The following is a 24,047-nucleotide window of genomic DNA, read 5'->3' on the forward strand; positions in this document are numbered from 1 at the left end:
AACCAAAAAAAAGCGCCCACGGTGCCGAAGCACCAGTGGACGCCTTTATCCCGAAGACGGATGCACCGCCGTTGGCGCATCGTCAAAAATGGTTAATCTGATAATGCAAAGTGAATGCCAGGTTTTAACACACTGTTTCTTGCGGTGCTTACCGTTCCTCCCTCGCCTTTACGCACCGCAAACAGGCATAAAATGCCCACTGACCGTGCAGCTACTCCTTTGGTGTTACCTGCCATACATTCTTCACCATGAGCAGCGCGCGGGCGATATCCACCATCCTTTGGTTCTTGTCCATCGCCATTTTGCGCAGCGCCGTCCAGGCCTGTTCCTCACTCATATTCTGGTGGGTCATCAGCACGCTCTTCGCTTTATCAATGATTTTGCGCTCTTCAAGCGTATCGCGCAGCGACGCAAGCTGACGTGAGAGCTGCTCTATCTCGCGCGCCTGCTGGCGAACCAAGGTAAGCAACGGTTTTTCCGGATAGCGGATCGGCGGATCATCCTGTTCATCGCCGGGGAGCGCGTACTCATCGTCACGGTGAATGCATTCGTCCACCGCGACCATCAGATCGGCGATGATCGTCTCCTCCAGCGTGCGCAGATGCTCAAGGCGCGCGGTTTGCAGAGCAAACCAGGCCAGTGCGGTAAGGCCGTTATCGGCGGCAGGCTGGCGGGTACAGGCCACGCGCCGGAGTTGCTCCGTTTCACGATCGGGCTGACAGTGCATTGAAAAGGTGGTCTGAACGTCAGCGGAGCTGTGCGAGAGAAAGATCTCAAAGCAGGCCTGCTGCCCGTCAATGCGGTCAACCAGCCTCTGACGAGTCACATCATCGAAAAAACCCTGCGTGAAGCCAATCGCCCCCAGCGCCCGCTCCTGTCCTGCCAGCTCTTTTCCCTGCATCAGGCTATAAAGCGCGACAAAACGTCCTGCGATTTGCGGATCGTCAATGCTGTCATTAAGCTGCGGCACGATACTGAGCAGATGGCGAAGCATACGGGAGTAGTGTTCCATCGCCTGGGGTGCCGTTACAGTCTGCTGAATCACACCGTCACGCAGCGCGGGAAGTGTATCCAGGCTCAGGAGCGCGCCGCCGATGCGTTCACAGACGGCACTTCCTGGGATCGGCGACTGTGTTTCAAGAATGCCGTAAAGGGCAGCGAGGTTTTCATCCACCAGCGCCCGGCTGGCTTTGCATTCGGGGGCGTACAGCTTGCCCTGTGAGCAGAGCCAGACGTTGGACGCCCCGCGCTCGCACTGTAACATGTGCACCAGTTGGCTAATGCCGTGCACAAGCACACCCAGCTGTGCCAGCTTGCTGAACTGCTCCTGGCGCATCATCTTTGCGCGCGTGAGCCATTCGGCAGCGCCTGGCGAAATGCCTGCCATTAATATCATGCTTACTCTCCCGGACAGCGAAACTCCGGGAAATTAAGCAATATTCGTGCCTTTATAAGAACAGGAGTCAACATGCAGAAGATTGTGATCGTCGCCAACGGTGCGGCCTACGGGAGTGAATCGCTTTTTAACAGCCTGCGCCTGGCCATTGCGCTGCGCGAAAAAGAGAGTGACCTCGCGTTACGCCTCTTTTTAATGTCGGACGCGGTCACCGCCGGGCTGAAGGGACAAAAACCGGCCGAGGGCTATAACATTCAGCAGATGCTGGAGATCCTGACCGCGCAAAACGTGCCGGTGAAGCTGTGCAAAACCTGCACCGACGGGCGCGGTATCACCGGGCTGCCGCTGATTGATGGCGTAGAAATTGGTACGCTGGTTGAGCTGGCCGAGTGGACGCTGTCCGCGGATAAAGTATTAACTTTTTAATAATAAACCCGTAAAAATATTATTTTCTTATGGACGCGGTTTCAGCATCAAGTTTACCTGCGGGGTTGCCGATAGGCATGGAAACAACACAGCAGGTATTTCACTTATGTTCAGATCGATTCGTGCACGCATCATCGCGGCGACGGCAGGCTGTCTGGTCGTCGCCCTTCTCCTCAATACCGTTATTAACTTCCAGGTCACACGCCAGGATAACCAGCAGTCACAGCGCGATATCCTGACCAGCACCAGCGCCAGCCATAACATGGCGATTGCCGACTGGGTCAAAAGCAAGATGACGGTGATTGCCTCCGCGCAGACCGTCGCACTGAGTGACGATCCGGTTCCGGTGTTTAAACAGCTTGCACAGGCGGGTGGATTCACCAACGTTTATGTCGGCTACGCCAGCAAAACGGCGAAATTCTCTGAACCGGCGGGCGTTCCGGCAGATTATGACCCGACCATTCGCCCGTGGTATCAGCAGGTAGTCAGTACGGACGGTCCGGTTGTCACCGCGCCCTACGTTGACGCGGGGACCGGTAAACTGGTGGTGACCTTCGCCGTACCGGTGAAAGAGAATGGCACACTGAAAGCGGTGGTGGCAGGCGATGTAGCCATGGACAGCGTGGTGGCGAACGTACGCGGGATCCATCCAACCCCGGCCAGCAGCGGGTTGCTTCTGAACAGTGACGGCAGCGTGATTGCCGCTAACGATCCGGCTCTGACGCTTAAACCGTTTGCTGAGACCATCAAAGGCATCGATTTTGCTGCGCTGAAAAGCGGTAATCCGGTCGACGGAACGCTGAACGATGCTGAAAAAACCTTCGTGGCGACAGCCGTGCCGGGCACAAACTGGCTGCTAGTCGTCGCCCTCGACAACGGCGACGCCACCTCCGGCATGCGTTCCCTGCTTAAAGCATCGGCGATTTCGCTGGTGATCCTGGCACTGCTGAGCGCGGCCATTGTTCACCTCCTGATTGCCCGCCTGCTGAAGCGTCTGTCCGACATTCGCGACGCGATGCACAACATTGCCAACGGGACTAACGATCTGTCCCAGCGTTTGCCGGACAGCGGCGAGGACGAAGTCGCGCAGATTGCGCAGGCCTTTAACGCCTTCAGCGATAAGCTGTCGGTGGTGATGGTGCAGCTCCGGGATGCCAGTGAATCGGTGAAAAACGCCGCCCAGGAGATTGCTGCAGGTAACCAGGATCTCTCCGGACGTACCGAGCAGGCGGCGTCCAGCCTGCGCGAGACGGCCAGCGCCGTGGAGCAGATCACCGCCTCCGTGACGCAGTCGAACGAGTCGGCGGCAGAAGCGAACGATCAGGCGAGCAAGGCCTCAGCGGCCGCTGCGCGCGGCGGCGAGGTGGTATCCCAGGCGATCAGCACCATGCAGTCCATCGAAGTCGCGTCGGCTAAAATTGGCGATATCACCAGCGTGATTGACGGCATTGCTTTCCAGACCAACATTCTGGCGCTGAACGCCTCCGTCGAGGCGGCCCGTGCCGGGGAGCAGGGTCGCGGGTTTGCCGTGGTGGCAGGCGAAGTGCGTAACCTGGCGAGCCGTAGCGCCCAGGCGGCGAAAGAGATCAAATCGCTCATCGATTCCACCACCGACAGCGTGGCCACCGGCTCCCGCTACGTGCATCTGGCCGGGGAAAGCATGGACGAGATCCGCTCCAGCATCGGCAGCGTCTCCGGCATCATGCGCGAAATCTCCATCGCCACCAGCGAGCAGATGAAAGGCATTCATGAGATCAATCATGCGGTGACCCATCTCGACAGGATGGTCCAGCAGAACGCCGAGCTGGTGGTGGAATCCGCCGCCGCTGCGGGTGCCCTGCAGAGCCAGGCTGGGGACCTTGCTGAAACCGCCGGCCATTTCCGCATTTAATTTTATTCCGGCGCGGGTTTACCGGGTAAAACCCGCGCCAGCTGAATGCTTTCAGGAATTTTGTCATTTTTGTTTAAACGTTATGCCATTTTTTGATCAAAATCATCATCCCTCGCCCCCCGCTTTGGTGTTATGCAATGAGTAATTTGTGAACAATATCACGCTCGGGATGGGCAAAATCGACGGGGTAAAAAAATGGCACTGGTAAAAACAAGTTTGAAACTGTTTGGCGGGGATACGGTAGTGGTGCGTTGCTCAGAGCGCTGTCGTATTCACCTGATGAGTGCGAAAGCACATAAACAATCCCAGGCGGATATTCTCACCGTGCAGGATGATAAAGCGTGGCTTACCGTACCGTATACCGGCACGTGGGATGTGCTGATCGACAGCCACAGCCAGTCGCTGGAGCATTCCGTCAGCTACGTGGCTGCATAATAATAAACGCCCGGCGAGCCGGGCGTATCATCAGGCAAAGCCCGGTCGCAGCGTGCCGTTGAGCGGGTTCCCTTCCAGCAGAGCCTTCACCTTTACCACCAGCTCATTCAGACAATCGTCTTTCATGCCGAGGCGGGTCAGCTCCTGATCCAGGGAGAAGAGATATTGTGCATTGGTCCCCAGCGGTCCGCTGGCGGCAGCAATCAACGGGGCGATGACCTGCGTGCGAGTGTCCGCTTCATACAGCGGATGACGCGGGTCCATAATAAACACCAGCGCATTGACGGTGCGTCCGTCGTCCAGCTCCAGCTTGCACCAGCTCGGCATATAGCAGCCGGTAATCATCTCGCGCTTCCAGAGCAGCGTAAGCTCCTCTTCCAGCGAGGCATCCGGGAGGCGATACGCCACGCCCGTGGTGCGTCCGCCCTCTTTCAGTGCAAGCATACGTCCCGGCTGGCACGCGCTGCCGCGTCCGGCCGTCAGACGCAGGCAAAATGCGCGATGCCAGCCAGGCAGCGTTCCCGTTGCCGATTCGACAAATTCCAGAGCCGGGTTCCACATCAGGGAACCGTAGCCAAAAATCCATACCGGGCCATCATCCGGGCGGCAGGCAAGCGTGGCAGCAAGTGACGCCGCACGTTGTTCAGCTGACCAGAGAAGCGATTCCTCAATAGCACCAAATGCCGTCTTACAATCTGCCTTCATTAAGAAATCACGCGTTAACACTTTACACCTCCGCCACTGCATGCTTCCTTGCGACATCTGTAATTCGCCTTCCCGGCATTATGTGCTGGTCATTTTGCCAGCAGTTAAATAACGATAAGCAATTAGCGGACCAGTTGCAATACAACGGCCGTTCAACCGCCTGAAAAGTCAAAATGAAGGCAGCGAATTATTTCACGGCTATTTCTTTTTATGCCATTTATCGTCGTCTCCTTTTTCATATTCATGTTTTACGGCGGCCCAGGCGACTTTGTGCACTGTCTCTTCACGGCTGGCATCATCCCGGCGATCGTCCTTATCTTTGTATTGTTCCCAGGCGCTGTTAAACGCCTCTTTGTAGATATCCTGCGCGTGAGCGGGCAGCACGTTTTGCACGTTATCGGGTAATTCGCGTTTCGTTTTATATGGCATCACTCACCTCTCTTTTGCTTAAAGAGATAAGTGTGGACGACGATATGGCAGCGTGCCACCCGGCCTTAATTTATGGATTCAAACCAAATTTAATTTATTGTTATTTAATAAATATTATATGAAAACCGTCAATTACAGGAGCCAGGTATTAAATTTATGACAAAGGGTAAAATTAAGTAAAAAATAAAGGGTATTTAACAGAGATCTGTTAGTTTAATGACCTCAAAAATCTATCTATAATTACAAGCACCTGCATTGATGGAGAAGCACATGACAGCAACACACGAGGCGGTAAAGACCCGCCACAAGGAGACGTCACTCATTTTCCCGGTTCTGGCACTGGCTGTGCTGCTCTTCTGGGGAAGCAGTCAGTCACTGCCAGTGGTGGTTGGTATCAATATTCTTGCCCTGGTCGGCATCTTAACCAGCGCATTTAGCGTCGTTCGCCATGCGGACGTCCTGGCCCACCGTCTGGGCGAGCCGTACGGATCGTTAATTCTCAGCCTTTCCGTCGTTATTCTCGAAGTCAGCCTGATTTCCGCGCTCATGGCGACCGGCGATGCCGCGCCGACGCTGATGCGCGACACGCTCTACTCTATCATTATGATTGTGACGGGCGGCCTGGTGGGCTTCTCTCTGCTGCTGGGCGGGCGCAAGTTCGCGACCCAGTATATGAACCTGTTCGGCATTAAACAGTATCTGATTGCCCTCTTCCCGCTGGCCATTATCGTGCTGGTCTTCCCGATGGCGCTGCCGGGCGCGAATTTCTCTACCGGTCAGGCACTTCTGGTCGCACTGATTTCCGCCGCCATGTACGGCGTGTTCCTGCTGATTCAGACCAAAACGCACCAGAGCCTGTTTGTGTATGAGCATGAAGACGACAGCGACGACGATGACCCGCACCACGGTAAGCCGTCGGCCCACAGCAGCGCGTGGCATACGGTTTGGCTGATCGTACATCTGATTGCGGTGATTGCCGTCACCAAGATGAACGCCAACCCGCTGGAAACGCTGTTAACCGAGCTGAACGCGCCGGTAGCGTTTACCGGCTTCCTGGTGGCGCTGCTGATCCTGTCTCCTGAAGGGCTGGGCGCGCTGAAAGCCGTCTTAAACAATCAGGTGCAGCGCGCCATGAACCTGTTCTTCGGCTCCGTGCTGGCGACAATATCACTTACCGTACCGGTGGTGACGCTGATTGCCTTTATGACGGGCAACGAGCTGCAGTTTGCGCTGGGTGCGCCGGAAATGATTGTGATGGTGGCCTCGTTGCTGCTGTGCCAGATTTCGTTCTCCACCGGGCGTACCAACGTGCTGAACGGCGCGGCGCATATGGCGTTGTTTGTGGCTTATTTGATGACGATTTTTGCCTGAGAGTGATCCGGTGCGGCCTGATGCCCTCACCCCAACCCTCTCCCACAGGGAGAGGGAGACAACATAAAAAAACCCGCCGAAGCGGGTTTTTTATTATTTGCTGGTATCCAGCTCGTCGAAGCTTTTCACCAGATCGTCAATCGCTTTGATCTGTTTCAGGAACGGCTCCAGCTTATCCAGTGGCAGCGCGGATGGGCCGTCGCATTTTGCGTTATCCGGATCCGGGTGCGCTTCAATGAACAGACCCGCCAGACCGGTTGCCATACCGGCGCGCGCCAGTTCGGTCACCTGAGCACGACGGCCACCGGACGCGGCACCGAACGGGTCGCGGCACTGCAGCGCGTGGGTCACGTCGAAAATTACCGGAGACTGGCCGGAGACATTTTTCATCACGCTGAAGCCCAGCATGTCCACCACCAGGTTGTCGTAACCGAAGTTAGCGCCACGGTCACACAGGATCACCTGATCGTTACCGCCTTCGATAAACTTATCAACGATGTTACCCATCTGACCTGGGCTCACGAACTGCGGTTTTTTCACGTTGATCACGGCACCGGTTTTCGCCATCGCGGCAACCAGGTCGGTCTGGCGAGCCAGGAATGCCGGGAGCTGAATCACGTCAACCACGTCTGCCACCGGCTGCGCCTGAGAGGCTTCATGCACGTCGGTGATCACTTTCACGCCAAAGGTCTGCTTCAGCTCCTGGAAAATCTTCATCCCTTCTTCCAGGCCCGGGCCACGGTAAGAGTTGATGGAGGAGCGGTTGGCTTTGTCAAAAGAGGCTTTAAACACGTACGGGATGCCCAGCTTCTGGGTCACGGTCACGTAGTGCTCGCAGATACGCATGGCGAGGTCGCGGGATTCCAGCACGTTCATGCCGCCAAACAGCACGAAAGGCAGGTCGTTTGCTACCTTGATATCACCAATGCTAACCACTTTTTGTTTCATAGGATCGCCTTATTCAGGTGTGAATCGGAATTAAGATTAATGCAGTGTAATTTGCTTGTGCGAGATCGCGTTGATCTGCGCACGAATCATTTCGCTAATGGGGTCTTCCGGACACTGCTCAACGAAATAGCTCAGATCGTTTAGCGCCACGTGTTCGCAGTCGAGCTGGGCATAGATCAACCCACGGTCGCGAATTTCGTACGGGTCTTCCGGATTAAACTGCAGCAGCACTTCGCTGGCGCGCAGGGCCAGCTCCATCTGACGCTCTTCCATTAACGCTGACTTCAGCGTATCGAGCAGCTTGCGGATCACTTCTGCGTTATCCGCCTCGTCGAGATCTTCGTTGAAGAGCTCAGCCACTGGGCTGATGTTGCCTTTCAGCCACACGTCCAGCGTATGTTCATCCAGCGTGTCGCCGTTGAAGGGATTAATGAGCCACATCTCACCGTCCAGCCACTCCGCACGCAGGATCATCTGCGTCGGGAAAATGACCGGGACTAGCGGAATATCCAGGCGGTGCGCGACCCACAGTAAAATAGAGCCCAGCGCAACGGCGCTGCCCTGACGATTTTTTAAGACCTGGTCCAGCCATAATGCGTCAGACAGGCGATACACGCCCCGCGTGTCGCAGAAACCCCATTCGCCGTAGAAAAGCTCAAGCAGCTTCTCTAATTGCCAGTCTTGCGGCCGCGCCTGATTAATCTCTTCACGCGCCAGGCTGACCAGATTCTCCAGCTCATCGTAGACAAACTGCGACGTAAAATCGTCGCGAATCATCTCAGAAATCAGGATCATGCCATCGCAAAGCGGCACTTTATTAAATTCGAAATCGGCTAAGGACCTCATGACTTACCCCAGTAACGACCGAGCGTACAGCGACGCCCGGACGAGATAAAACTCAAAACGATGTAGATGATAACGCCAAACCGCCTTTCAGTCAGCCTTACGCCTTTATCAGTAAATGGCAGATACCCGGAACTCAAGACCACCGCCCCAGCGTCAGGCGTTCGTTGCCGCCGTAGTCGCAGCAGGTTTCGACAGCGTCATAACCTGCTTGCGTAAACAGTGCCCGCACGGCTTCTCCCTGCGTCCAGCCATGCTCCACGAGCAGCCAGCCGCCGGGAAGTAAATGTTCCCGTGACGTTGTCACAATGTAATCAAGATCGGCTAATCCCGCGTTGGCGGCCACGAGCGCCGTCAGCGGTTCGAAGCGAACATCTCCCTGCGCAAGGTGCGGGTCATGTTCGTCGATGTAAGGAGGATTGCTGACAATCATCGCAAATGTGCGATTCTCCAGCGCGGAAAACCAGCTGCTTTGCAGCACCGTCACGTTGCGGACCCCGAGACGTTCCACGTTACGCTGCGCCAGCTCCACCGCGTCGGGCATGACATCCACCGCCGTCACCGCGCAGTCGGGCCGCTCGGTGGCGAGCGCCAGCGCGATAGCACCTGTTCCCGTCCCGAGATCGAGAATACTGCAGGCCGCCGCCGGTAAACGCGCCAGCGCCTGCTCCACCAGACATTCGGTGTCAGGACGCGGGATTAGCGTCGCCGCCGAGACGAACAGGGGTAACGACCAGAACTCGCGCTCCCCGACCAGGTGCGCCACCGGCTCGCCGGTTTTACGACGGGCAAGCAGCGCGGCGAGCTGCGCTTCCTGCTCCGCGGTCAGTTCGGTTTCACCAAAAGCCAGCAGATACGTCCGGGCTTTACCCGTCACATGCTCAAGCAAAATTTCGACATCGCGTTTCGGGCTTTCGCTTTCGGAAAGCTCACCGGCCGCCTCACGTAACCAGCGCTGAAAATCCATTATTCCTGCTCGGACAGTGCCGCCAGCTGGTCAGCCTGGTATTCCTGCACGATAGGCTCAATCAGCATGTCCAGCTTCCCTTCCATCACCTCGTCCAGACGGTACAGCGTCAGGTTGATGCGGTGGTCGGTTACACGGCCCTGCGGGAAGTTGTAGGTGCGGTTACGGTCGCTGCGATCGCCGCTCCCCAGCAGGTTACGACGCGTAGACGCTTCCGCCTGCTGGCGTTTCGCCATTTCGGCCGCGTGGATACGCGCGCCCAGCACGGACAGCGCTTTGGCTTTGTTTTTGTGCTGTGAACGCTCGTCCTGACATTCGACGACAATGCCGGTTGGCAGGTGGGTAATACGGATGGCGGAGTCGGTGGTGTTAACGTGCTGACCACCCGCGCCAGAGGAGCGGAAAGTATCAATACGCAGGTCCGCCGGATTGATGTCCGGCAGTTCCGCTTCCGGCAGCTCCGGCATCACCGCCACCGTACAGGCGGAGGTGTGAATACGGCCCTGGGATTCGGTGGCCGGTACGCGCTGCACGCGGTGACCGCCGGATTCAAACTTGAGACGACCGTACACGCCGTCGCCGCTAATCTTGGCGATAACCTCTTTGTAGCCACCATGTTCGCCTTCGTTGGCGCTCATGATCTCCACGCGCCAGCGACGCGACTCGGCGTAGCGGCTGTACATGCGGAACAGATCCCCGGCAAACAGTGCCGCTTCGTCACCGCCGGTCCCGGCGCGGACTTCCACGAACGCGTTACGCTCGTCGTCCGGATCTTTTGGCAGCAGAAGCACCTGAAGCTGCTGCTCCATCTCTTCAGAACGCGCTTTCGCATCCTGCAACTCTTCCTGCGCCATCTCGCGCATTTCAGGATCGTCGAGCATCATCTGCGCGGTTTCGATATCTTCCTGAACCTGTCGCCAGTCGGTAAAGCATTTAGAAACATCACTTAACTGCGCGTATTCACGTGAGAGCGCGCGAAAACGCTCCTGGTCCGCAATGGTCCCGGCATCGCCGAGCAGCGCCTGGACTTCTTCATGGCGCTCGTGCAGAGCTTCCAGTTTAGCGACGATAGAAGGCTTCATAGGCGTAAGTGCACCTTGTCTTAGAAAATGGGTATAGGGCGCTATTCCAGCCCGAGGCTGTTGCGCAGAATAGTCAGGCGTTCATCATCCCCGTCACGGGCAGCCTGCTGAAGAGATTTGGTTGGCGCATGGATCAGGCGGTTGGTCAGTTTCCACGCCAGATCCTGCATAATTGCATGTGCGTCGCCGCCCTGCTCCAGGGCCGCTAACGCTTTGGCTGTCAGGTCATCCCGCACCTGCTCCGCCTGTCCGCGATACTCGCGGATGGTCTCGCTGACGCTTTGCGCGCGCAGCCAGGCCATAAACTCACTGGTTTCCTGCTCAACGATGGTTTCCGCCTGCACCGCCGCCGCTTTACGCTGGGCGAGGTTGTGCGAAATGATGCTTTGCAGGTCATCCACGCTGTAGAGGTAGGCGTTAGGCAGCTTGCCCACTTCCGGCTCAACATCGCGCGGGACGGCAATATCCACCAGCAGCATCGGCTGATTACGACGGGACTTCAGCGCACGCTCCACCATCCCTTTTCCGATAATCGGCAGCGGGCTGGCGGTCGAGCTGATAATAATGTCCGCCTCTTTCAGACGTTCATCGATGTCGCTCAGGGCAACCACCTCTGCGCCCACTTCATCCGCCAGCACCTGCGCGCGTTCGCGGGTGCGGTTAGCGATAATCATCTTTTTCACTTTATGCTCGCGCAGATGGCGCGCCACAAGTTCGATGGTTTCGCCCGCGCCCACCAGCATCACGGTGACGGTGGAGAGGGATTCAAAGATTTGGCGCGCAAGGGTGCAGGCCGCGAAAGCAACGGAAACCGCACTGGCACCAATGTCGGTTTCGGTTCGCACACGCTTCGCCACGGAGAACGACTTCTGGAACATGCGCTCCAGCTCGCTGGCCTTCAGATGCCCTTTTTGCGAATCCGCAAACGCTTTTTTCACCTGCCCCAGGATCTGCGGTTCGCCGAGCACCAGCGAATCCAGCCCGCTGGCGACGCGCATCAGATGGCTGACGGCATCGTTGTCCTGATGCCAGTACAGGCTATTGCGCAGCTCGTCTTCGTTGAGGTTGTGGTAGTCGCATAGCCAGCGGATAAGCGCTTCATGCAGGTTGTCCTGCTCTTCCACGCTTAAATAGAGCTCGGTACGGTTGCACGTCGAGAGCACCACGCCACCCTGCACCATCGGCTGTGCAAGCAGGCTGTCCAGCGCCAGGTCGAGCGTATCTGGCGAAAACGTTACGCGTTCTCGCAGCGAAACCGGGGCTGTTTTGTGGTTGATGCCGAGTGCTAATAGGGTCATGTTGAGCGGGAGTAGTACCAGCGTTAATAAGGTTAGCAGAACGCATCATACAGGATGCGCGAGATCAATAAAAGAGACAGCCCCCTTTCGGAGTAATAGGTTACACAACGCTTTGAGATAATTTGAACGTAGACGGTAGCCCCCTTCGACGCTAGCATTAACAGTTATAACTGCAACGTATCTCAAGGATTTGTCCTCATTATGACCCGACTGATTCGCCTGCTGCCGCTGGCAGCACTGGTTCTGACCGCGTGTACCGTCACCCAGCCAAAAGGCCCGGGCAAAAGCCCTGATTCACCGCAGTGGCGTCAGCACCAGCAGGACGTCCGTAATTTGAACCAGTACCAGACCCGCGGCGCGTTCGCTTATCTCTCTGACGAACAAAAAGTTTATGCCCGCTTCTTCTGGCAGCAGACGGGTCAGGACCACTATCGCCTGCTGCTGCTGAACCCGCTGGGCAGCACCGAGCTGGAGCTTATCGCTAAACCGGGCGAAGCGCAGATCACCGATAACAAAGGCCAGCACTACACCGCGACCGATGCCGAAGAGATGATTGGCAAGCTGACCGGGATGCCTATCCCGCTCAACAGCCTGCGCCAGTGGATCCTCGGCCTGCCGGGTGACGCCACCGACTACACCCTGGACGATCAGTATCGTCTGAGCCAGGTGAACTACACCCAAAACGGTAAAACCTGGAAAGTGGTGTACAGCGCCTATGACAGTAAGAGTAAACCGTCGCTGCCATCGAATATGGAGCTGACCCAGGGCAGCCAGCGTATCAAGCTGAAAATGGACAACTGGATCGTTAAATGATGACCCAATGGCCCTCTCCGGCAAAGCTGAACCTGTTCTTGTACATCACCGGCCAGCGCGCTGACGGTTATCACACCCTGCAGACGCTGTTTCAGTTTATTGACTATGGCGACACGATCTCCATTGAACTGCGTCAGGACGGGCAGATTTGCCTCCTGACGCCGGTCGATGGCGTGGCGCATGAGGACAACCTCATCGTGCGCGCCGCGCGTCTGCTGATGAAAGCCGCGGCGGAATCAGGCCGTCTGCCCGCAGGAAGCGGTGCGGATATCCGTATCGAGAAGCGCCTGCCGATGGGCGGCGGTCTGGGCGGCGGCTCATCTAACGCCGCCACCGTGCTGGTTGCGCTGAACCACCTCTGGGGCTGCGGGCTGTCGAAGGACGAACTAGCAACTCTGGGCTTGACGCTGGGGGCGGATGTCCCGGTGTTTGTGCGCGGTCATGCGGCCTTTGCTGAGGGCGTGGGTGAGATCCTCTCCCCGGCTGAACCGCCGGAGAAATGGTATCTGGTTGCTCACCCTGGCGTGAGCATTCCGACTCCGGTCATCTTTAAAGATCCTGACCTGAAAAGGAATACCCCGGTTCGGTCAATAGAAACGTTATTAAATTGTGAATTCAGCAACGATTGCGAGGATATCGCAAGAAAACGTTTTCGCGAGGTTGATGCGGTGCTTTCCTGGCTGTTAGAATACGCGCCGTCGCGCCTGACTGGTACAGGGGCCTGTGTCTTTGCTGAATTTGACACCGAATCCGCCGCTCGTCAGGTGCTTGAGCAAGCGCCGGTTTGGCTGCATGGTTTTGTAGCGCGTGGGATGAACATTTCCCCCCTACAGCAGGCCATTCTGGCGCAGACTGAGTTTCGGTGACAACGTCACCCTGTTCCAGACGTTGCATCGCGCTCTTTAATACACCGCCTGGATAGCCTTCGCCTGGCCCGCACAGTTTGCGGCGAACGCTATCCACCACTGGACGCATGCCTGAGGTTCTTCTCGTGCCTGATATGAAGCTTTTTGCTGGTAACGCCACCCCGGAACTAGCACAACGTATTGCCAACCGCCTGTACACTTCCCTCGGCGACGCCGCCGTAGGTCGCTTTAGCGACGGCGAAGTCAGCGTACAAATTAACGAAAATGTACGCGGTGGTGATATTTTCATCATCCAGTCCACCTGTGCTCCAACGAACGACAACCTGATGGAACTGGTTGTTATGGTCGACGCCCTGCGTCGCGCTTCCGCAGGCCGTATCACTGCTGTAATCCCTTACTTCGGTTATGCCCGTCAGGACCGTCGCGTCCGTTCCGCGCGTGTGCCAATTACCGCTAAAGTTGTCGCTGACTTCCTGTCCAGCGTCGGCGTTGACCGCGTACTGACCGTTGACCTGCACGCAGAGCAGATCCAGGGCTTCTTCGACGTTCCGGTTGATAACGTATTCGGCAGCCCAATTCTGCTGGAAGACATGCTGCAGCTGAACCTGGATAACCCAATCGTGGTTTCTCCGGATATCGGCGGCGTGGTACGTGCCCGTGCTATCGCTAAGCTGCTGAACGATACCGACATGGCGATCATCGACAAACGTCGTCCGCGCGCTAACGTTTCTCAGGTGATGCACATCATCGGTGACGTGGCTGGCCGCGACTGCGTGCTGGTCGACGACATGATCGATACCGGCGGTACGCTGTGTAAAGCGGCTGAAGCGCTGAAAGAGCGTGGTGCTAAGCGTGTATTCGCCTACGCGACCCACCCGATCTTCTCCGGCAATGCCGTAAACAACCTGCGCAACTCCGTTATCGACGAAGTTGTGGTATGCGATACCATCCCACTGAGCGACGAGATCAAGGCACTGCCAAACGTGCGTACCCTGACCCTGTCCGGGATGCTGGCCGAAGCGATTCGTCGTATCAGCAACGAAGAATCTATCTCAGCAATGTTCGAACACTAATCGAACACGGCCGAAAAACCCGCTGCGGCGGGTTTTTTTGTCTCTGGGTTTTATTTGTATGATTAATGCCTCCTTCACCTGCCATTGATATGACAGATGATGCGCATACGGATGATAGATAATTGTGAAAAACGTAACCTCCTCACATGTTCTGCCCTTTCGCGCCCTCATCGACGCCTGCTGGAAAGAGAAATACACCTCCTCACGCTTTGTGCGTGACCTGATTGCCGGGATCACCGTAGGCATTATTGCCATCCCGCTGGCGATGGCGCTGGCGATTGGCAGCGGCGTTGCCCCGCAGTATGGCCTGTACACCTCGGCCGTTGCCGGGATAGTCATTGCCCTGACGGGCGGCTCGCGCTTTAGCGTCTCCGGCCCGACCGCCGCCTTTGTGGTGATCCTCTACCCCGTTTCGCAACAGTTTGGTCTGGCAGGCCTGCTCGTCGCCACCCTGATGTCCGGGGTCTTTTTAATTCTGTTTGGCCTGGCCCGCTTTGGGCGGCTGATCGAGTACATCCCCCTTTCCGTGACGCTGGGGTTCACTTCGGGGATTGGGATCACCATCGGAACCATGCAGATTAAGGATTTCCTCGGCCTGCAGATGCCCCACGTACCGGAACACTACCTGCAAAAAGTGGGGGCCCTGTTTATGGCGCTGCCGACGGCCAACCTGGGCGATGCCGCCATTGGGATTGTGACGCTGGGCACGCTGATCGTCTGGCCTCGTCTGGGGATCCGTCTGCCGGGCCACCTGCCCGCGCTGCTGCTGGGCTGCGCGGTGATGGCCATCGTCAATATGTTCGGTGGTCACGTCGCGACTATCGGCTCGCAGTTCCACTATGTTCTGGCGGACGGTTCACAGGGTAGCGGCATTCCGCAGCTGTTGCCGCAGCTGGTGCTGCCGTGGGACATGCCCGGCTCCAGCTTTACCCTAAGCTGGGATTCCCTGCGCGCCCTGCTTCCCGCCGCGTTCTCTATGGCGATGCTGGGGGCGATTGAATCCCTGCTCTGTGCCGTCGTTCTGGACGGGATGACCGGCACCAAACACAAAGCCAACAGCGAGCTGGTCGGTCAGGGATTAGGCAACCTTGTCGCGCCGTTCTTCGGCGGAATTACCGCAACGGCAGCCATCGCCCGTTCAGCTGCAAACGTGCGCGCGGGGGCAACCTCACCCGTTTCGGCGGTTATCCACTCCGTGCTGGTGATCCTCGCCCTGCTGATCCTCGCCCCGCTGCTCTCCTGGCTACCGCTTTCCGCCATGGCCGCCCTGCTGCTGATGGTGGCCTGGAACATGAGTGAGGCGCATAAGGTGGTGAACCTGCTGCGTCGCGCGCCGAAAGACGACATCATCGTGATGCTGATCTGCATGTCGCTGACTGTGCTGTTCGATATGGTTATCGCCATCAGCGTCGGGATCGTGCTGGCTTCTTTGCTGTTTATGCGCCGCATTGCGCAAATGACGCGCCTCTCCCCGGTCAACGTAGAGGTGCCTGATGATGTGCTGGTTCTGCGCGTGATTGGCCCGCTGTTCTTCGCCGCGGCGGAAGGTCTGTTCAGCGATCTGGAGTCCCGCATCGCGGGCAAACGGGTTGTGGTGCTGAAATGGGATGCCGTACCGGTGCTGGATGCAGGCGGCCTGGATGCCTTCCAGCGCTTTGTTGCACGTCTGCCGGAAGGCTGTGAACTGCGGGTGAGTAACCTGGAGTTTCAGCCACTGCGCACCATGGCGCGGGCGGGCGTGCAGCCGATCCCTGGCCGCCTTGCCTTTTATCCTAACCGTGAAGCCGCATTAGCGGATCTGTGAGCCACCTGATGCAGAGAAACGTCTTTGCATCATTACCCCGATCGCCTGCTGGAGCCAAGCAAGCACGGCAGGCGTCATCCAGGTTCCCTTCATCAGATGCGGCTCCTGCTGCATGGCCGTGCGAAACTTTTGCTGAGTCTCCGGGCTGGTGCCCGCGTAAGACTGGAACAATGTCAGCCAGTTTTCAGCCAGCTTTTGCGCATCGTCAGAGGCGGGGTCGATATTTTCTCGCAGCGCCTGATGCAGTTTTGCCACCAGCGGCGGCCACTCCATCATGCGGTCAAAGTAGTGTGCCCGGGTAAAGGCCATCTCTTCGGCAGTGAGATACTTCTCCCATATGTTGAGCTTTGATTCCGCAAACGCGCGCGTGATGTAAACCGTCATCACCGGCGTGATACCGGTCTGCACCTGCATCTGCGGTTCAACGCTATGCATTTCATTCAGCCGGGTGAGAAATTCCGGCTTGCCCGCCGTATCCTGCTCCAGGCGTTCCATCCAGCGCGTCGCCAGGTCCATGGCCCGCGGGTCCGTAACGGGTATGTGCTGTTTCAACAGCGTGTTTGCCTCTGCAACCAGCCCTGACCAGATAGCCGCCAGCGCATCCTTCTGCACCGCAAACGGGAGCTGCTGTAACTCTTCTTTGCTAAACCAGCGATCGTACATATTCATTAACTCCAGAGTCTGTAGCCAGGATTCCAGATCCGGCGTCGCATCGTCGAGAAGCCCGGTCCGCAGCTCCACCAGCCGGTCGCGCAGCGTATGTATGCTGCGCAGCTGTTTATCCAGCAGCGTGATTTGCGCATCGAGTAATTCGGTTAACGACAGCGACTCCTGTTCCAGGAAATCCCTGATTTCAGCAAGTTCCAGCCCCGCTTTTGCCAGCGCCTGAATCATGTGCAGACGCTGGACATCCGCCAGGTTGTAAAGCCGATAACCTGCCGCGCTTCTGGCAGAAGGCAGCAACAACCCTGTTTGCTCATAGTGGTGCAATGTCCGCACGGTGATCCCGGCACGTTTCGCCAGCTCACCCACCTGAATCAACATAACTGCTCCTTTTCTTTGCCAGTGGCATCACTCTGGAGCCTTACGTTACGTGAGGGTCAACCTTTGATGCAAAAAAAACGACTCCCTCAGGAGCCGTTTCGGTGTTCTTTATCATAGCACTAGCTGTGCTTATGCTGGTCGCGACGACAGCGTTTATCGTAGTGGCGCACCCACCAGTATTTGTCACACACTTCCTCATGGCCACTCACGCGTGCTCCCGCCAGCCACAACACTGCACCAATGAAGATGCTCAATATCGCGCCATGCGCAAAGTATTGCGGAAGATCAAGCTGCGGCAGCTGGTTTAAAATTGAATAACCCACGCCGGCTACCATCACGAACAGCCCCAACCCCATCAGCACGTTACCGAGTAACGAAGCGTTTTTGCGTTTCATGTGTCACCTCCGGAACTTTGGGTTGTCAGGGGAAAAGCCCCTAATCCTTGTGTGTAAAGTATAGACAACGCCCCTTTTATGAGTTGCGTGAATGATCACAATTACAGATAACTCCCAAACAAAAGTTTACAAATAACACTTTGAACAGCTTGAAATTCTAATTGTTCAAATCAGAAATTATTCGTATTTCGCTTCGACGATCGCAGAATTTTGTCAAGCGGCGCGTCAGACAGTAAACTACGCGCCAGATCTGGAACCCATTAGGAATTGAATCGTGACGATTAAACTGATTGTCGGCCTCGCCAACCCGGGCGCAGAATATGCGGCTACCCGCCACAATGCCGGGGCATGGTATGTCGATCTGCTGGCCGAGCGGTTACGTGCTCCCCTGCGTGAAGAACCTAAATTCTTCGGATATACCTCACGTATCAACCTTGCTGGCGCGGATGTTCGTTTACTGGTGCCTACCACCTTTATGAACCTGAGCGGTAAAGCTGTGGCGGCAATGGCAACGTTTTATCGCATCAATCCGGATGAAATTCTGGTGGCTCACGATGAGCTGGATCTCCCGCCTGGCGTAGCAAAATTCAAACTGGGCGGCGGGCACGGCGGCCACAACGGTCTTAAAGACATCATCAGCAAGCTGGGCAATAATCCGAATTTCCACCGTTTGCGCGTCGGAATCGGCCATCCGGGCGATAAAAACAAAGTTGTCGGTTTCGTACTTGGTAAGCCCCCGGTTTCTGAGCAGAAACTGATTGACGAAGCGGTAGACGAAGCGGCGCGCTGCACCGAAATCTGGCTGAAAGACGGGCTAACCAAAGCGACAAACCGCTTACACGCTTTCAAAGCGCAATAATCTGCCCGATCCGGCTTTTTTACCGCGCGTCATGCGGGTTACGTGTATAATAGGCGTAGTTATTTACTTTTCATCAATCGGTTATCGTTAACGGATTGATTATCAAGATATTAAGGTGATTTAGAAATGGGATTCAAATGCGGTATCGTCGGTCTGCCAAACGTGGGCAAATCCACCCTGTTTAACGCGCTTACCAAAGCGGGTATCGAAGCGGCGAACTTCCCGTTCTGTACCATCGAACCTAACACCGGCGTTGTGCCAATGCCGGACCCGCGTCTGGACCAGCTCGCGGAAATCGTGAAGCCGCAGCGTATTCTGCCGACCACCATGGAGTTCGTGGACATCGCGGGCCTGGTAAAAGGCGCATCCAAAGGTGAAGGCCTGGGTAACCAGTTCCTGACCAACATCCGTGAGACCGAAGCGATCGGCCACGTTGTACGCTGCTTCGAGAACGACAACATCATTCACGTAGCGGGTAAAGTAAACCCGGCTGAAGATATTGATGTCATCAACACCGAGCTGGCGCTGTCGGATCTTGATACCTGCGAGCGTGCGATCCACCGTATCTCCAAGAAAGCCAAAGGTGGCGATAAAGATGCCAAAGCCGAGTTGGCGGTGCTGGAAAAATGTCTGCCACAGCTGGAAAACGCGGGCATGCTGCGTTCTCTGGATCTGAGCAAAGACGAGAAAGAGCTCATCCGCTACCTGAGCTTCCTGACGCTGAAGCCAACCATGTACATTGCCAACGTGAACGAAGACGGTTTTGAAAATAACCCGTACCTCGATCAGGTGCGTGCTATCGCCGAGAAAGAAGGTTCTGTCGTGGTTCCGGTTTGTGCCGCAGTAGAAGCCGATATCGCCGAACTGGATGACGAAGAGCGTGATGAGTTTATGGCAGAACTGGGCCTGGAAGAGCCCGGGCTGAATCGCGTTATCCGTGCTGGTTATGCCCTGCTCAACCTGCAGACCTACTTCACCGCTGGCGTGAAAGAAGTGCGTGCCTGGACCATTCCAGTGGGTGCAACTGCGCCTCAGGCTGCGGGTAAAATCCACACCGACTTCGAGAAAGGCTTTATTCGTGCGCAGACCATCGCGTTTGAAGATTTCATCACCTACAAGGGTGAGCAAGGCGCGAAGGAAGCCGGCAAGATGCGTGCGGAAGGGAAAGAATACATCGTTAAAGATGGCGATGTGATGAACTTCCTGTTCAACGTCTGAGTCGTCTTGAATGAAAAAAAACCACGCCCTGGCGTGGTTTTTTTATTGCGGGGTCAAAAGACATTGTCTAAGAGTTCTGTTTTCATGCTGGGTTCAAAAGGAATGATTTCAGCCGTCGCGAGCTTTAACCTCTGAAAAGGATCCTCGCGTAATCGCTCTTCAAGAGAGGCAAGACTCTCACATTTCGCGAGAATGACCCCACCGATTCTCGGCACCCGTTTTCCGGATGCGAGGAAAATTCCCTCTGCATACCCTTTTTTTAGCCACTCGACATGCGCAGGTATTGCTGCGTCAATCTCTTCGAGTGGTTTGATATAGGTTAAAATGACAATATAAACCGTGCTCATCCTTTGCCTCTCAGCTGTGTTTTTAGCCGTTTGTTGGAATTGCTTATGCAGTTCCTCTGTTGCCATCGGGTATCGTTATCATTTTGGGCACATTTGATCTTAATATGCAGGGCCCGATCGAGACAACGCGTTATTCTTCCTATTCCACGAATAGAACCAGTCATGCCAGCCGTTTTGCTTTACCACATAGCTACAGGCCACAATTACTTCCTTTGACTGGTTGAAAGTTAAGTAATAGAAAATAGCGCCTTCAGGAGGTGCAGACCAAAATAGTTTTTCGCCCTGAGCACTGAAGATGGTCAAAATAGTTGGTAATGGCTTTGGTTCGCTTAACGCAAAGACTAACTGGCGTGTTGAGTCGACCATTGCAGAGTCTAAAAATGGCATCCTAACCCGTATGTTACGTTCAGCACACGCCCACTGAAGCAGGTCATTTTCTTTAATACAAATGAGATTTTCAATCATCGTTAAACCTCAACTTTTAAAGTTTGATCTGTTTCAAATCACCTTCAAAAAGCCCCACAAGATATACCCGGTATCGTGCTGGCTGCACTTCTTTATACGTTAATACAGTAGAAAATTCCTTTACACACTTTGAACAAGTGTTTTTCGAAACATATAATTGGCTTTCATCGTAGATATACTTCTTATGTTCACTAACAAACTTCACACCTCTCATTTTCTTAACAAAAAAGTCTTTCACCTCTTCAGAGAGCGAGTCAAATTCATATGAGTTTACGATAGAATAGATTATTACTCCCTCGCATTCAGGGCATGCTATTTCTGCGCCAGAATCTAAAAAGTCATTATCTATGCCATCCAGGACTAGTACCTTCTTTTTCAGTCGATTAGTTATTCTCATTTTCTATAACCTTTTAATTTTATTAATCAATAATGTCATTCAGTCAAACATTCCATTCGATATAAATTCCACAGTCGAAGCTTTTCTCATTAGACTGTACAATAATGCTTCCCCACTCATGATGCCACTGAGTTCCGTATGGAGGCGTACTAATTTTAAGTTTAGGGCGTGAGGTTATTTCACTATCAACCCATGCTGTCAAGCGCTGTTCTTCTTCAGATAAATTACGCAAATTGGCTCTTTTATCCCAATCCCATAAAGTTTTATAAAAATTCCCATTCTTACTGGTAAGGAATATGCAAGGAGAAAAAGAAAACACAGAAGGCCTCAGTTCTAATATGAAAGTTTGATCTTTCCAATCGATATTATCAATAGAGAAATAATAAGAGCCTATTGTATTCAACGGAGAGAATAACATGTAAAATTCGGAGTTTTTAAAAGTCTCAACATCCTTTAACTCGAGGGGGTAATTGTTAATAGCCACAAAGCCACTATTAACATCAAAATTCATTTCTAACATATCTAAACCACCTTGTCTGGAAGTGACTACATTATATTCCAGGTTAAATATATCCCGTGATTAAATGATTTTATCTCATATGAGACAGAAACCCGCCCCCATTCAAAGCGCCACCTAATCATGTCTGTTTCCGTGGTATCAGGCGTGTCCAGATTGAGTGATTCTTTTAGCCAATCAGATAAGCTTTTCACTGATTCATTTAGCATGTGAATATTAGTTCGCGCATTCCAGTCATTTAATGCGTTATAATACTGACTGTTTTTATCAACAAGATGAAGCATAAAAGGAAAACCATAGCACAACGGGCGTATAGTAACTTGAAATTCTTTGTCGAAAAACGCTACTGAGTCAACAAGGTAGTGATTCGGCATGGTTTTATTTACAGCTTTTCGCTTGTTTAATTCGTGGTATAATCCACTCTTACAAAATCCTTCTTCAGTATCAATTCCCAAAGGAAGATCATCAAATGTCAGATCACCGGTAATCGGATTTAAATTGAATTCAATCATGTTCCCCTGCTTTACTTTTGACTGTCTAACAAGATCTTAATGATATAGTCGACTTAATATGATAACAACTATATGACGATAATTTTCCGTGTAAAATCACATTTGTTATAACATTTACAATAATATCCACATAGCAATAAAGTCTTATTGCCAATGGTGCAATAAGTCAATCCACATTTCTTTTTCCCCAGCGATAACTTTTATGCCATCTTTATTTTGTTTTACATACTGCATGTATGTTTCATAAATAGCTCTTATCATCACCGTTTTTTCAGAGCGAGATCCTTCAATCAAAGTCATTATTTTTTCTAAATAAATTGATGAATTCACTCTTTCGTTGAAAAAAAAAATGAGGTAATCGAGTACTTCGTTATATGAATCGTAATTCATGACAGGCTTCTCTGAACTCTTATTTCGATTTATTTTAGTACATCCAACTTTTGGTTGCGCCTAAAACAGTGTTTCCATTTAACAAAGGAGTCATGTATGCAAGCGTTAATTGATACTGGAACGCTACGCATGGAGATTCTGGTTGGTTTGTACACCAGTTTAAGCAATAAAAACTAATCATTTTCTATGTCAGGAGGAGGAGTCGTAATGCCAAGAACATCTCGCCCAAATCGAATTTCTTCGTTGGTTTTCTTTTTTAATTTTAGGATTATAACACCCAGTAGAGCATTGTTTTTATCTGAATAAATTTTAAAGGAAAATGACTTAGTTAGGATATTAATTACTAAGACAGTTTCTTCATCATAGTTTTCAAGAGCAATAATTAATTCATCAAGACCTTCTACCTTCAACCCTGTAAGTTTTGTATTATTTTTATGCGCTTTCATTATTCGCAACTCATCTTGAGTATTGTTTATAAATGATGCACATTGAAGATTATTCTTTTTATTTAGAGAAGAACTATATTCATCCGGAATTTTTTCTCGCGCATACTCAATAAGGTCATCATCATTTATCATGGTAAATTCGCCTCAACGTAGCCTCTTAGAAGTCCTTTCAGAATGATTTCATGTTCCTTCATGCGTCAAAAGAAGACTCCCACGACCACGAGTCACCTTGTAAAGGAGTCTATTGAAAGTGCAGTGTCTATATCTGATCCACGCGACCGCGCTGTCATCTCTCTTCATTTCTGTACCTCAGAGTAATCGGCCAGTTCAAAAAATACCGAAACTGATTGTCGTGCAACCCTGCCGGTGCATCATCGCCGTCAATACGCGGCAATGAGCGATCGAGACGGTAGAATTCATCGCATGCGCTCAACAGCCCTGCGTGCGGAAGGGAAAAATTGCATCGTTAAAGATGGCGACATAATGATCGCCTTCTTTACGTCTGATTCTTTATAAATTAATCTTCTTTGGTTAGCTTTAAATTTAAAAAACACCTTCTTTAAGAGGATGATTTTTTATTCCACCCCAGGGATCGTCTAGCAAAAACTTAGCTGCAACAGTTTCTTTTGTCGATACGAGCGTGAAATTATAATAAATTTCATCTCCTTCACAAACTTCATAAAATAGTGAATAAGTTTTATCATTTAATCCTAAGCTTAAATCAAATTTTTCAGTTGCTGAAGCGACTTGTAATTTATGTTGTTCCGTAACAAAAAATGGCACAACGATGCAGCGCTGAGAATTATCATCTAAATTGAAAGATTGTTCTACTTTAATATTCACGTTTGCGCCAAATGCATCATCTGGCAATGGATCAAATATGACATAATCCTTATGAAGCACAGCACCTTGTGAAATATTTCCTTTCCCCCACTGACTCAGTTTCTCATCATAGTCTCGGGATCGTAACAATATTTGACTATGCGAAATCAGTAGATTAACTATTTGTATGTTTTTATTGTTCATTACCTTACCTCGATTTTTATTCTCGTTACACCTGACTGCTCTGATAAAAATGTTACCAATATTACAACATGCACCACAATTACT

The 24,047-nt window shown here is 53.1% G+C and carries 28 protein-coding genes and 1 pseudogene; 10 read left to right on the forward strand and 19 right to left on the reverse strand.

What is annotated here, in order from left to right:
- Nucleotides 1–211 precede the first annotated feature (211 nt).
- Entirely contained in the window at nucleotides 212–1,396 is a 1,185-nt protein-coding gene (gene nasR / locus AC0TNG_RS20095; RefSeq protein WP_024907076.1) for a nitrate regulatory protein NasR, read from the reverse strand.
- 72 nt (nucleotides 1,397–1,468) lie between these two features.
- On the opposite strand from nasR, the gene AC0TNG_RS20100 reads away from it, so the two are divergent.
- The 3 genes from AC0TNG_RS20100 (at nucleotide 1,469) to AC0TNG_RS20110 (ending at nucleotide 4,148) form a co-directional block, all read left to right on the forward strand.
- Nucleotides 1,469–1,822, forward strand: a complete 354-nt coding sequence (locus tag AC0TNG_RS20100; protein ID WP_008499522.1) for a DsrE/DsrF/TusD sulfur relay family protein — start codon at nucleotides 1,469–1,471, stop codon at nucleotides 1,820–1,822.
- A gap of 106 nt (nucleotides 1,823–1,928) precedes the next feature.
- Nucleotides 1,929–3,713, forward strand: coding sequence for a methyl-accepting chemotaxis protein (locus tag AC0TNG_RS20105; RefSeq protein WP_048989615.1), 1,785 nt, complete (start codon nucleotides 1,929–1,931; stop codon nucleotides 3,711–3,713).
- A gap of 195 nt (nucleotides 3,714–3,908) precedes the next feature.
- Nucleotides 3,909–4,148, forward strand: a complete 240-nt coding sequence (locus tag AC0TNG_RS20110; RefSeq protein WP_024907074.1) for a DUF1883 domain-containing protein — start codon at nucleotides 3,909–3,911, stop codon at nucleotides 4,146–4,148.
- A 30-nt stretch (nucleotides 4,149–4,178) separates the two neighbouring features.
- Here AC0TNG_RS20110 and AC0TNG_RS20115 read toward each other — a convergent pair whose 3' ends face one another.
- Together AC0TNG_RS20115 and chaB are read right to left on the reverse strand one after the other, a co-directional pair.
- Nucleotides 4,179–4,874: a gamma-glutamylcyclotransferase gene (locus AC0TNG_RS20115; RefSeq protein WP_032647627.1), complete on the reverse strand. Its 696-nt coding sequence runs from the start codon at nucleotides 4,872–4,874 to the stop codon at nucleotides 4,179–4,181.
- A gap of 177 nt (nucleotides 4,875–5,051) precedes the next feature.
- On the reverse strand, nucleotides 5,052–5,282 hold the full coding sequence (gene chaB, locus AC0TNG_RS20120; protein WP_473712698.1) for a putative cation transport regulator ChaB: 231 nt from the start codon (nucleotides 5,280–5,282) through the stop codon (nucleotides 5,052–5,054).
- Nucleotides 5,283–5,552: 270 nt separating this feature from the next.
- Here chaB and chaA point away from each other — a divergent pair, with 270 nt between their 5' ends.
- On the forward strand, nucleotides 5,553–6,653 hold the full coding sequence (gene chaA / locus AC0TNG_RS20125; protein WP_008499517.1) for a sodium-potassium/proton antiporter ChaA: 1,101 nt from the start codon (nucleotides 5,553–5,555) through the stop codon (nucleotides 6,651–6,653).
- 93 nt (nucleotides 6,654–6,746) lie between these two features.
- Here the strand turns inward: chaA and kdsA are convergent, their stop codons facing one another.
- From kdsA to hemA, 6 genes and pseudogenes are all read right to left on the reverse strand, one after another.
- A complete protein-coding gene (kdsA, locus tag AC0TNG_RS20130) occupies nucleotides 6,747–7,601 on the reverse strand; it encodes a 3-deoxy-8-phosphooctulonate synthase (protein ID WP_023312123.1) in 855 nt (284 codons plus the stop codon).
- A 36-nt stretch (nucleotides 7,602–7,637) separates the two neighbouring features.
- A complete protein-coding gene (sirB1, locus tag AC0TNG_RS20135; RefSeq protein ID WP_024907069.1) occupies nucleotides 7,638–8,447 on the reverse strand; it encodes an invasion regulator SirB1 in 810 nt (269 codons plus the stop codon).
- A 29-nt stretch (nucleotides 8,448–8,476) separates the two neighbouring features.
- Nucleotides 8,477–8,572, reverse strand: a pseudogene (locus AC0TNG_RS20140) (siroheme synthase); the annotation flags it as partial.
- 8 nt (nucleotides 8,573–8,580) lie between these two features.
- Nucleotides 8,581–9,411, reverse strand: coding sequence for a peptide chain release factor N(5)-glutamine methyltransferase (prmC, locus tag AC0TNG_RS20145; protein WP_473712699.1), 831 nt, complete (start codon nucleotides 9,409–9,411; stop codon nucleotides 8,581–8,583).
- A complete protein-coding gene (prfA, locus tag AC0TNG_RS20150; RefSeq protein ID WP_021240360.1) occupies nucleotides 9,411–10,493 on the reverse strand; it encodes a peptide chain release factor 1 in 1,083 nt (360 codons plus the stop codon). Before prfA ends, prmC begins: the two co-directional genes overlap by 1 nt.
- Nucleotides 10,494–10,534: 41 nt before the next feature.
- Nucleotides 10,535–11,791: a glutamyl-tRNA reductase gene (gene hemA, locus AC0TNG_RS20155; RefSeq protein ID WP_024907067.1), complete on the reverse strand. Its 1,257-nt coding sequence runs from the start codon at nucleotides 11,789–11,791 to the stop codon at nucleotides 10,535–10,537.
- Between the two features lie 201 nt (nucleotides 11,792–11,992).
- On the opposite strand from hemA, the gene lolB reads away from it, so the two are divergent.
- The 4 genes from lolB to dauA all read left to right on the forward strand — a co-directional run bounded on the left by lolB (nucleotide 11,993) and on the right by dauA (nucleotide 16,347).
- A complete protein-coding gene (lolB, locus tag AC0TNG_RS20160; protein WP_024907066.1) occupies nucleotides 11,993–12,604 on the forward strand; it encodes a lipoprotein insertase outer membrane protein LolB in 612 nt (203 codons plus the stop codon).
- Entirely contained in the window at nucleotides 12,601–13,470 is an 870-nt protein-coding gene (gene ispE, locus AC0TNG_RS20165; RefSeq protein WP_463726781.1) for a 4-(cytidine 5'-diphospho)-2-C-methyl-D-erythritol kinase, read from the forward strand. Before lolB ends, ispE begins: the two co-directional genes overlap by 4 nt.
- Nucleotides 13,471–13,595: 125 nt before the next feature.
- On the forward strand, nucleotides 13,596–14,543 hold the full coding sequence (prs, locus tag AC0TNG_RS20170; protein ID WP_003856663.1) for a ribose-phosphate diphosphokinase: 948 nt from the start codon (nucleotides 13,596–13,598) through the stop codon (nucleotides 14,541–14,543).
- A 124-nt stretch (nucleotides 14,544–14,667) separates the two neighbouring features.
- Nucleotides 14,668–16,347 carry a C4-dicarboxylic acid transporter DauA gene (dauA, locus tag AC0TNG_RS20175; RefSeq protein ID WP_090421002.1) on the forward strand — a complete coding sequence of 560 codons (1,680 nt, stop codon included), beginning with the start codon at nucleotides 14,668–14,670 and terminating at the stop codon, nucleotides 16,345–16,347.
- Here dauA and AC0TNG_RS20180 read toward each other — a convergent pair.
- A complete protein-coding gene (locus tag AC0TNG_RS20180) occupies nucleotides 16,333–17,391 on the reverse strand; it encodes a MerR family transcriptional regulator (RefSeq protein ID WP_473712700.1) in 1,059 nt (352 codons plus the stop codon). The genes dauA and AC0TNG_RS20180 overlap by 15 nt on opposite strands.
- 119 nt (nucleotides 17,392–17,510) lie before the next feature.
- Nucleotides 17,511–17,786, reverse strand: coding sequence for a stress-induced protein YchH (gene ychH / locus AC0TNG_RS20185; RefSeq protein WP_024907062.1), 276 nt, complete (start codon nucleotides 17,784–17,786; stop codon nucleotides 17,511–17,513).
- Between the two features lie 274 nt (nucleotides 17,787–18,060).
- On the opposite strand from ychH, the gene pth reads away from it, so the two are divergent.
- Together pth and ychF are read left to right on the forward strand one after the other, a co-directional pair.
- Complete coding sequence (gene pth, locus AC0TNG_RS20190; RefSeq protein WP_023336005.1) at nucleotides 18,061–18,645, forward strand: aminoacyl-tRNA hydrolase; 585 nt, start codon at nucleotides 18,061–18,063, stop codon at nucleotides 18,643–18,645.
- Between the two features lie 126 nt (nucleotides 18,646–18,771).
- Nucleotides 18,772–19,863, forward strand: coding sequence for a redox-regulated ATPase YchF (ychF, locus tag AC0TNG_RS20195; protein ID WP_020690896.1), 1,092 nt, complete (start codon nucleotides 18,772–18,774; stop codon nucleotides 19,861–19,863).
- Between the two features lie 53 nt (nucleotides 19,864–19,916).
- Here ychF and AC0TNG_RS20200 read toward each other — a convergent pair whose 3' ends face one another.
- From AC0TNG_RS20200 to comJ, 8 genes are all read right to left on the reverse strand, one after another.
- Nucleotides 19,917–20,210, reverse strand: a complete 294-nt coding sequence (locus tag AC0TNG_RS20200) for a YciI family protein (RefSeq protein WP_024907061.1) — start codon at nucleotides 20,208–20,210, stop codon at nucleotides 19,917–19,919.
- A gap of 99 nt (nucleotides 20,211–20,309) precedes the next feature.
- Nucleotides 20,310–20,675, reverse strand: coding sequence for a hypothetical protein (locus tag AC0TNG_RS20205; RefSeq protein WP_024907060.1), 366 nt, complete (start codon nucleotides 20,673–20,675; stop codon nucleotides 20,310–20,312).
- Nucleotides 20,676–20,691: 16 nt separating this feature from the next.
- Entirely contained in the window at nucleotides 20,692–21,072 is a 381-nt protein-coding gene (locus AC0TNG_RS20210) for a hypothetical protein (protein WP_047958859.1), read from the reverse strand.
- A 43-nt stretch (nucleotides 21,073–21,115) separates the two neighbouring features.
- Nucleotides 21,116–21,592, reverse strand: coding sequence for a hypothetical protein (locus AC0TNG_RS20215; protein WP_061714950.1), 477 nt, complete (start codon nucleotides 21,590–21,592; stop codon nucleotides 21,116–21,118).
- A gap of 26 nt (nucleotides 21,593–21,618) precedes the next feature.
- Nucleotides 21,619–22,101, reverse strand: a complete 483-nt coding sequence (locus AC0TNG_RS20220; RefSeq protein WP_473712701.1) for a hypothetical protein — start codon at nucleotides 22,099–22,101, stop codon at nucleotides 21,619–21,621.
- Nucleotides 22,102–22,245: 144 nt separating this feature from the next.
- Nucleotides 22,246–22,491 carry a hypothetical protein gene (locus tag AC0TNG_RS20225; RefSeq protein ID WP_473712702.1) on the reverse strand — a complete coding sequence of 82 codons (246 nt, stop codon included), beginning with the start codon at nucleotides 22,489–22,491 and terminating at the stop codon, nucleotides 22,246–22,248.
- Nucleotides 22,492–22,664: 173 nt separating this feature from the next.
- Nucleotides 22,665–23,069 (reverse strand): hypothetical protein, encoded by a 405-nt coding sequence (locus tag AC0TNG_RS20230; RefSeq protein ID WP_024907056.1) that lies wholly within the window; start codon nucleotides 23,067–23,069, stop codon nucleotides 22,665–22,667.
- A 411-nt stretch (nucleotides 23,070–23,480) separates the two neighbouring features.
- The gene (gene comJ / locus AC0TNG_RS20235) at nucleotides 23,481–23,963 is read right to left on the reverse strand and encodes a competence protein ComJ (protein ID WP_473712703.1); all 483 of its coding nucleotides are present in this window, start codon (nucleotides 23,961–23,963) and stop codon (nucleotides 23,481–23,483) included.
- Between the last annotated feature and the right edge of the window lie 84 nt (nucleotides 23,964–24,047).

Source organism: Enterobacter sp. PL_is514, from assembly GCF_055816715.1.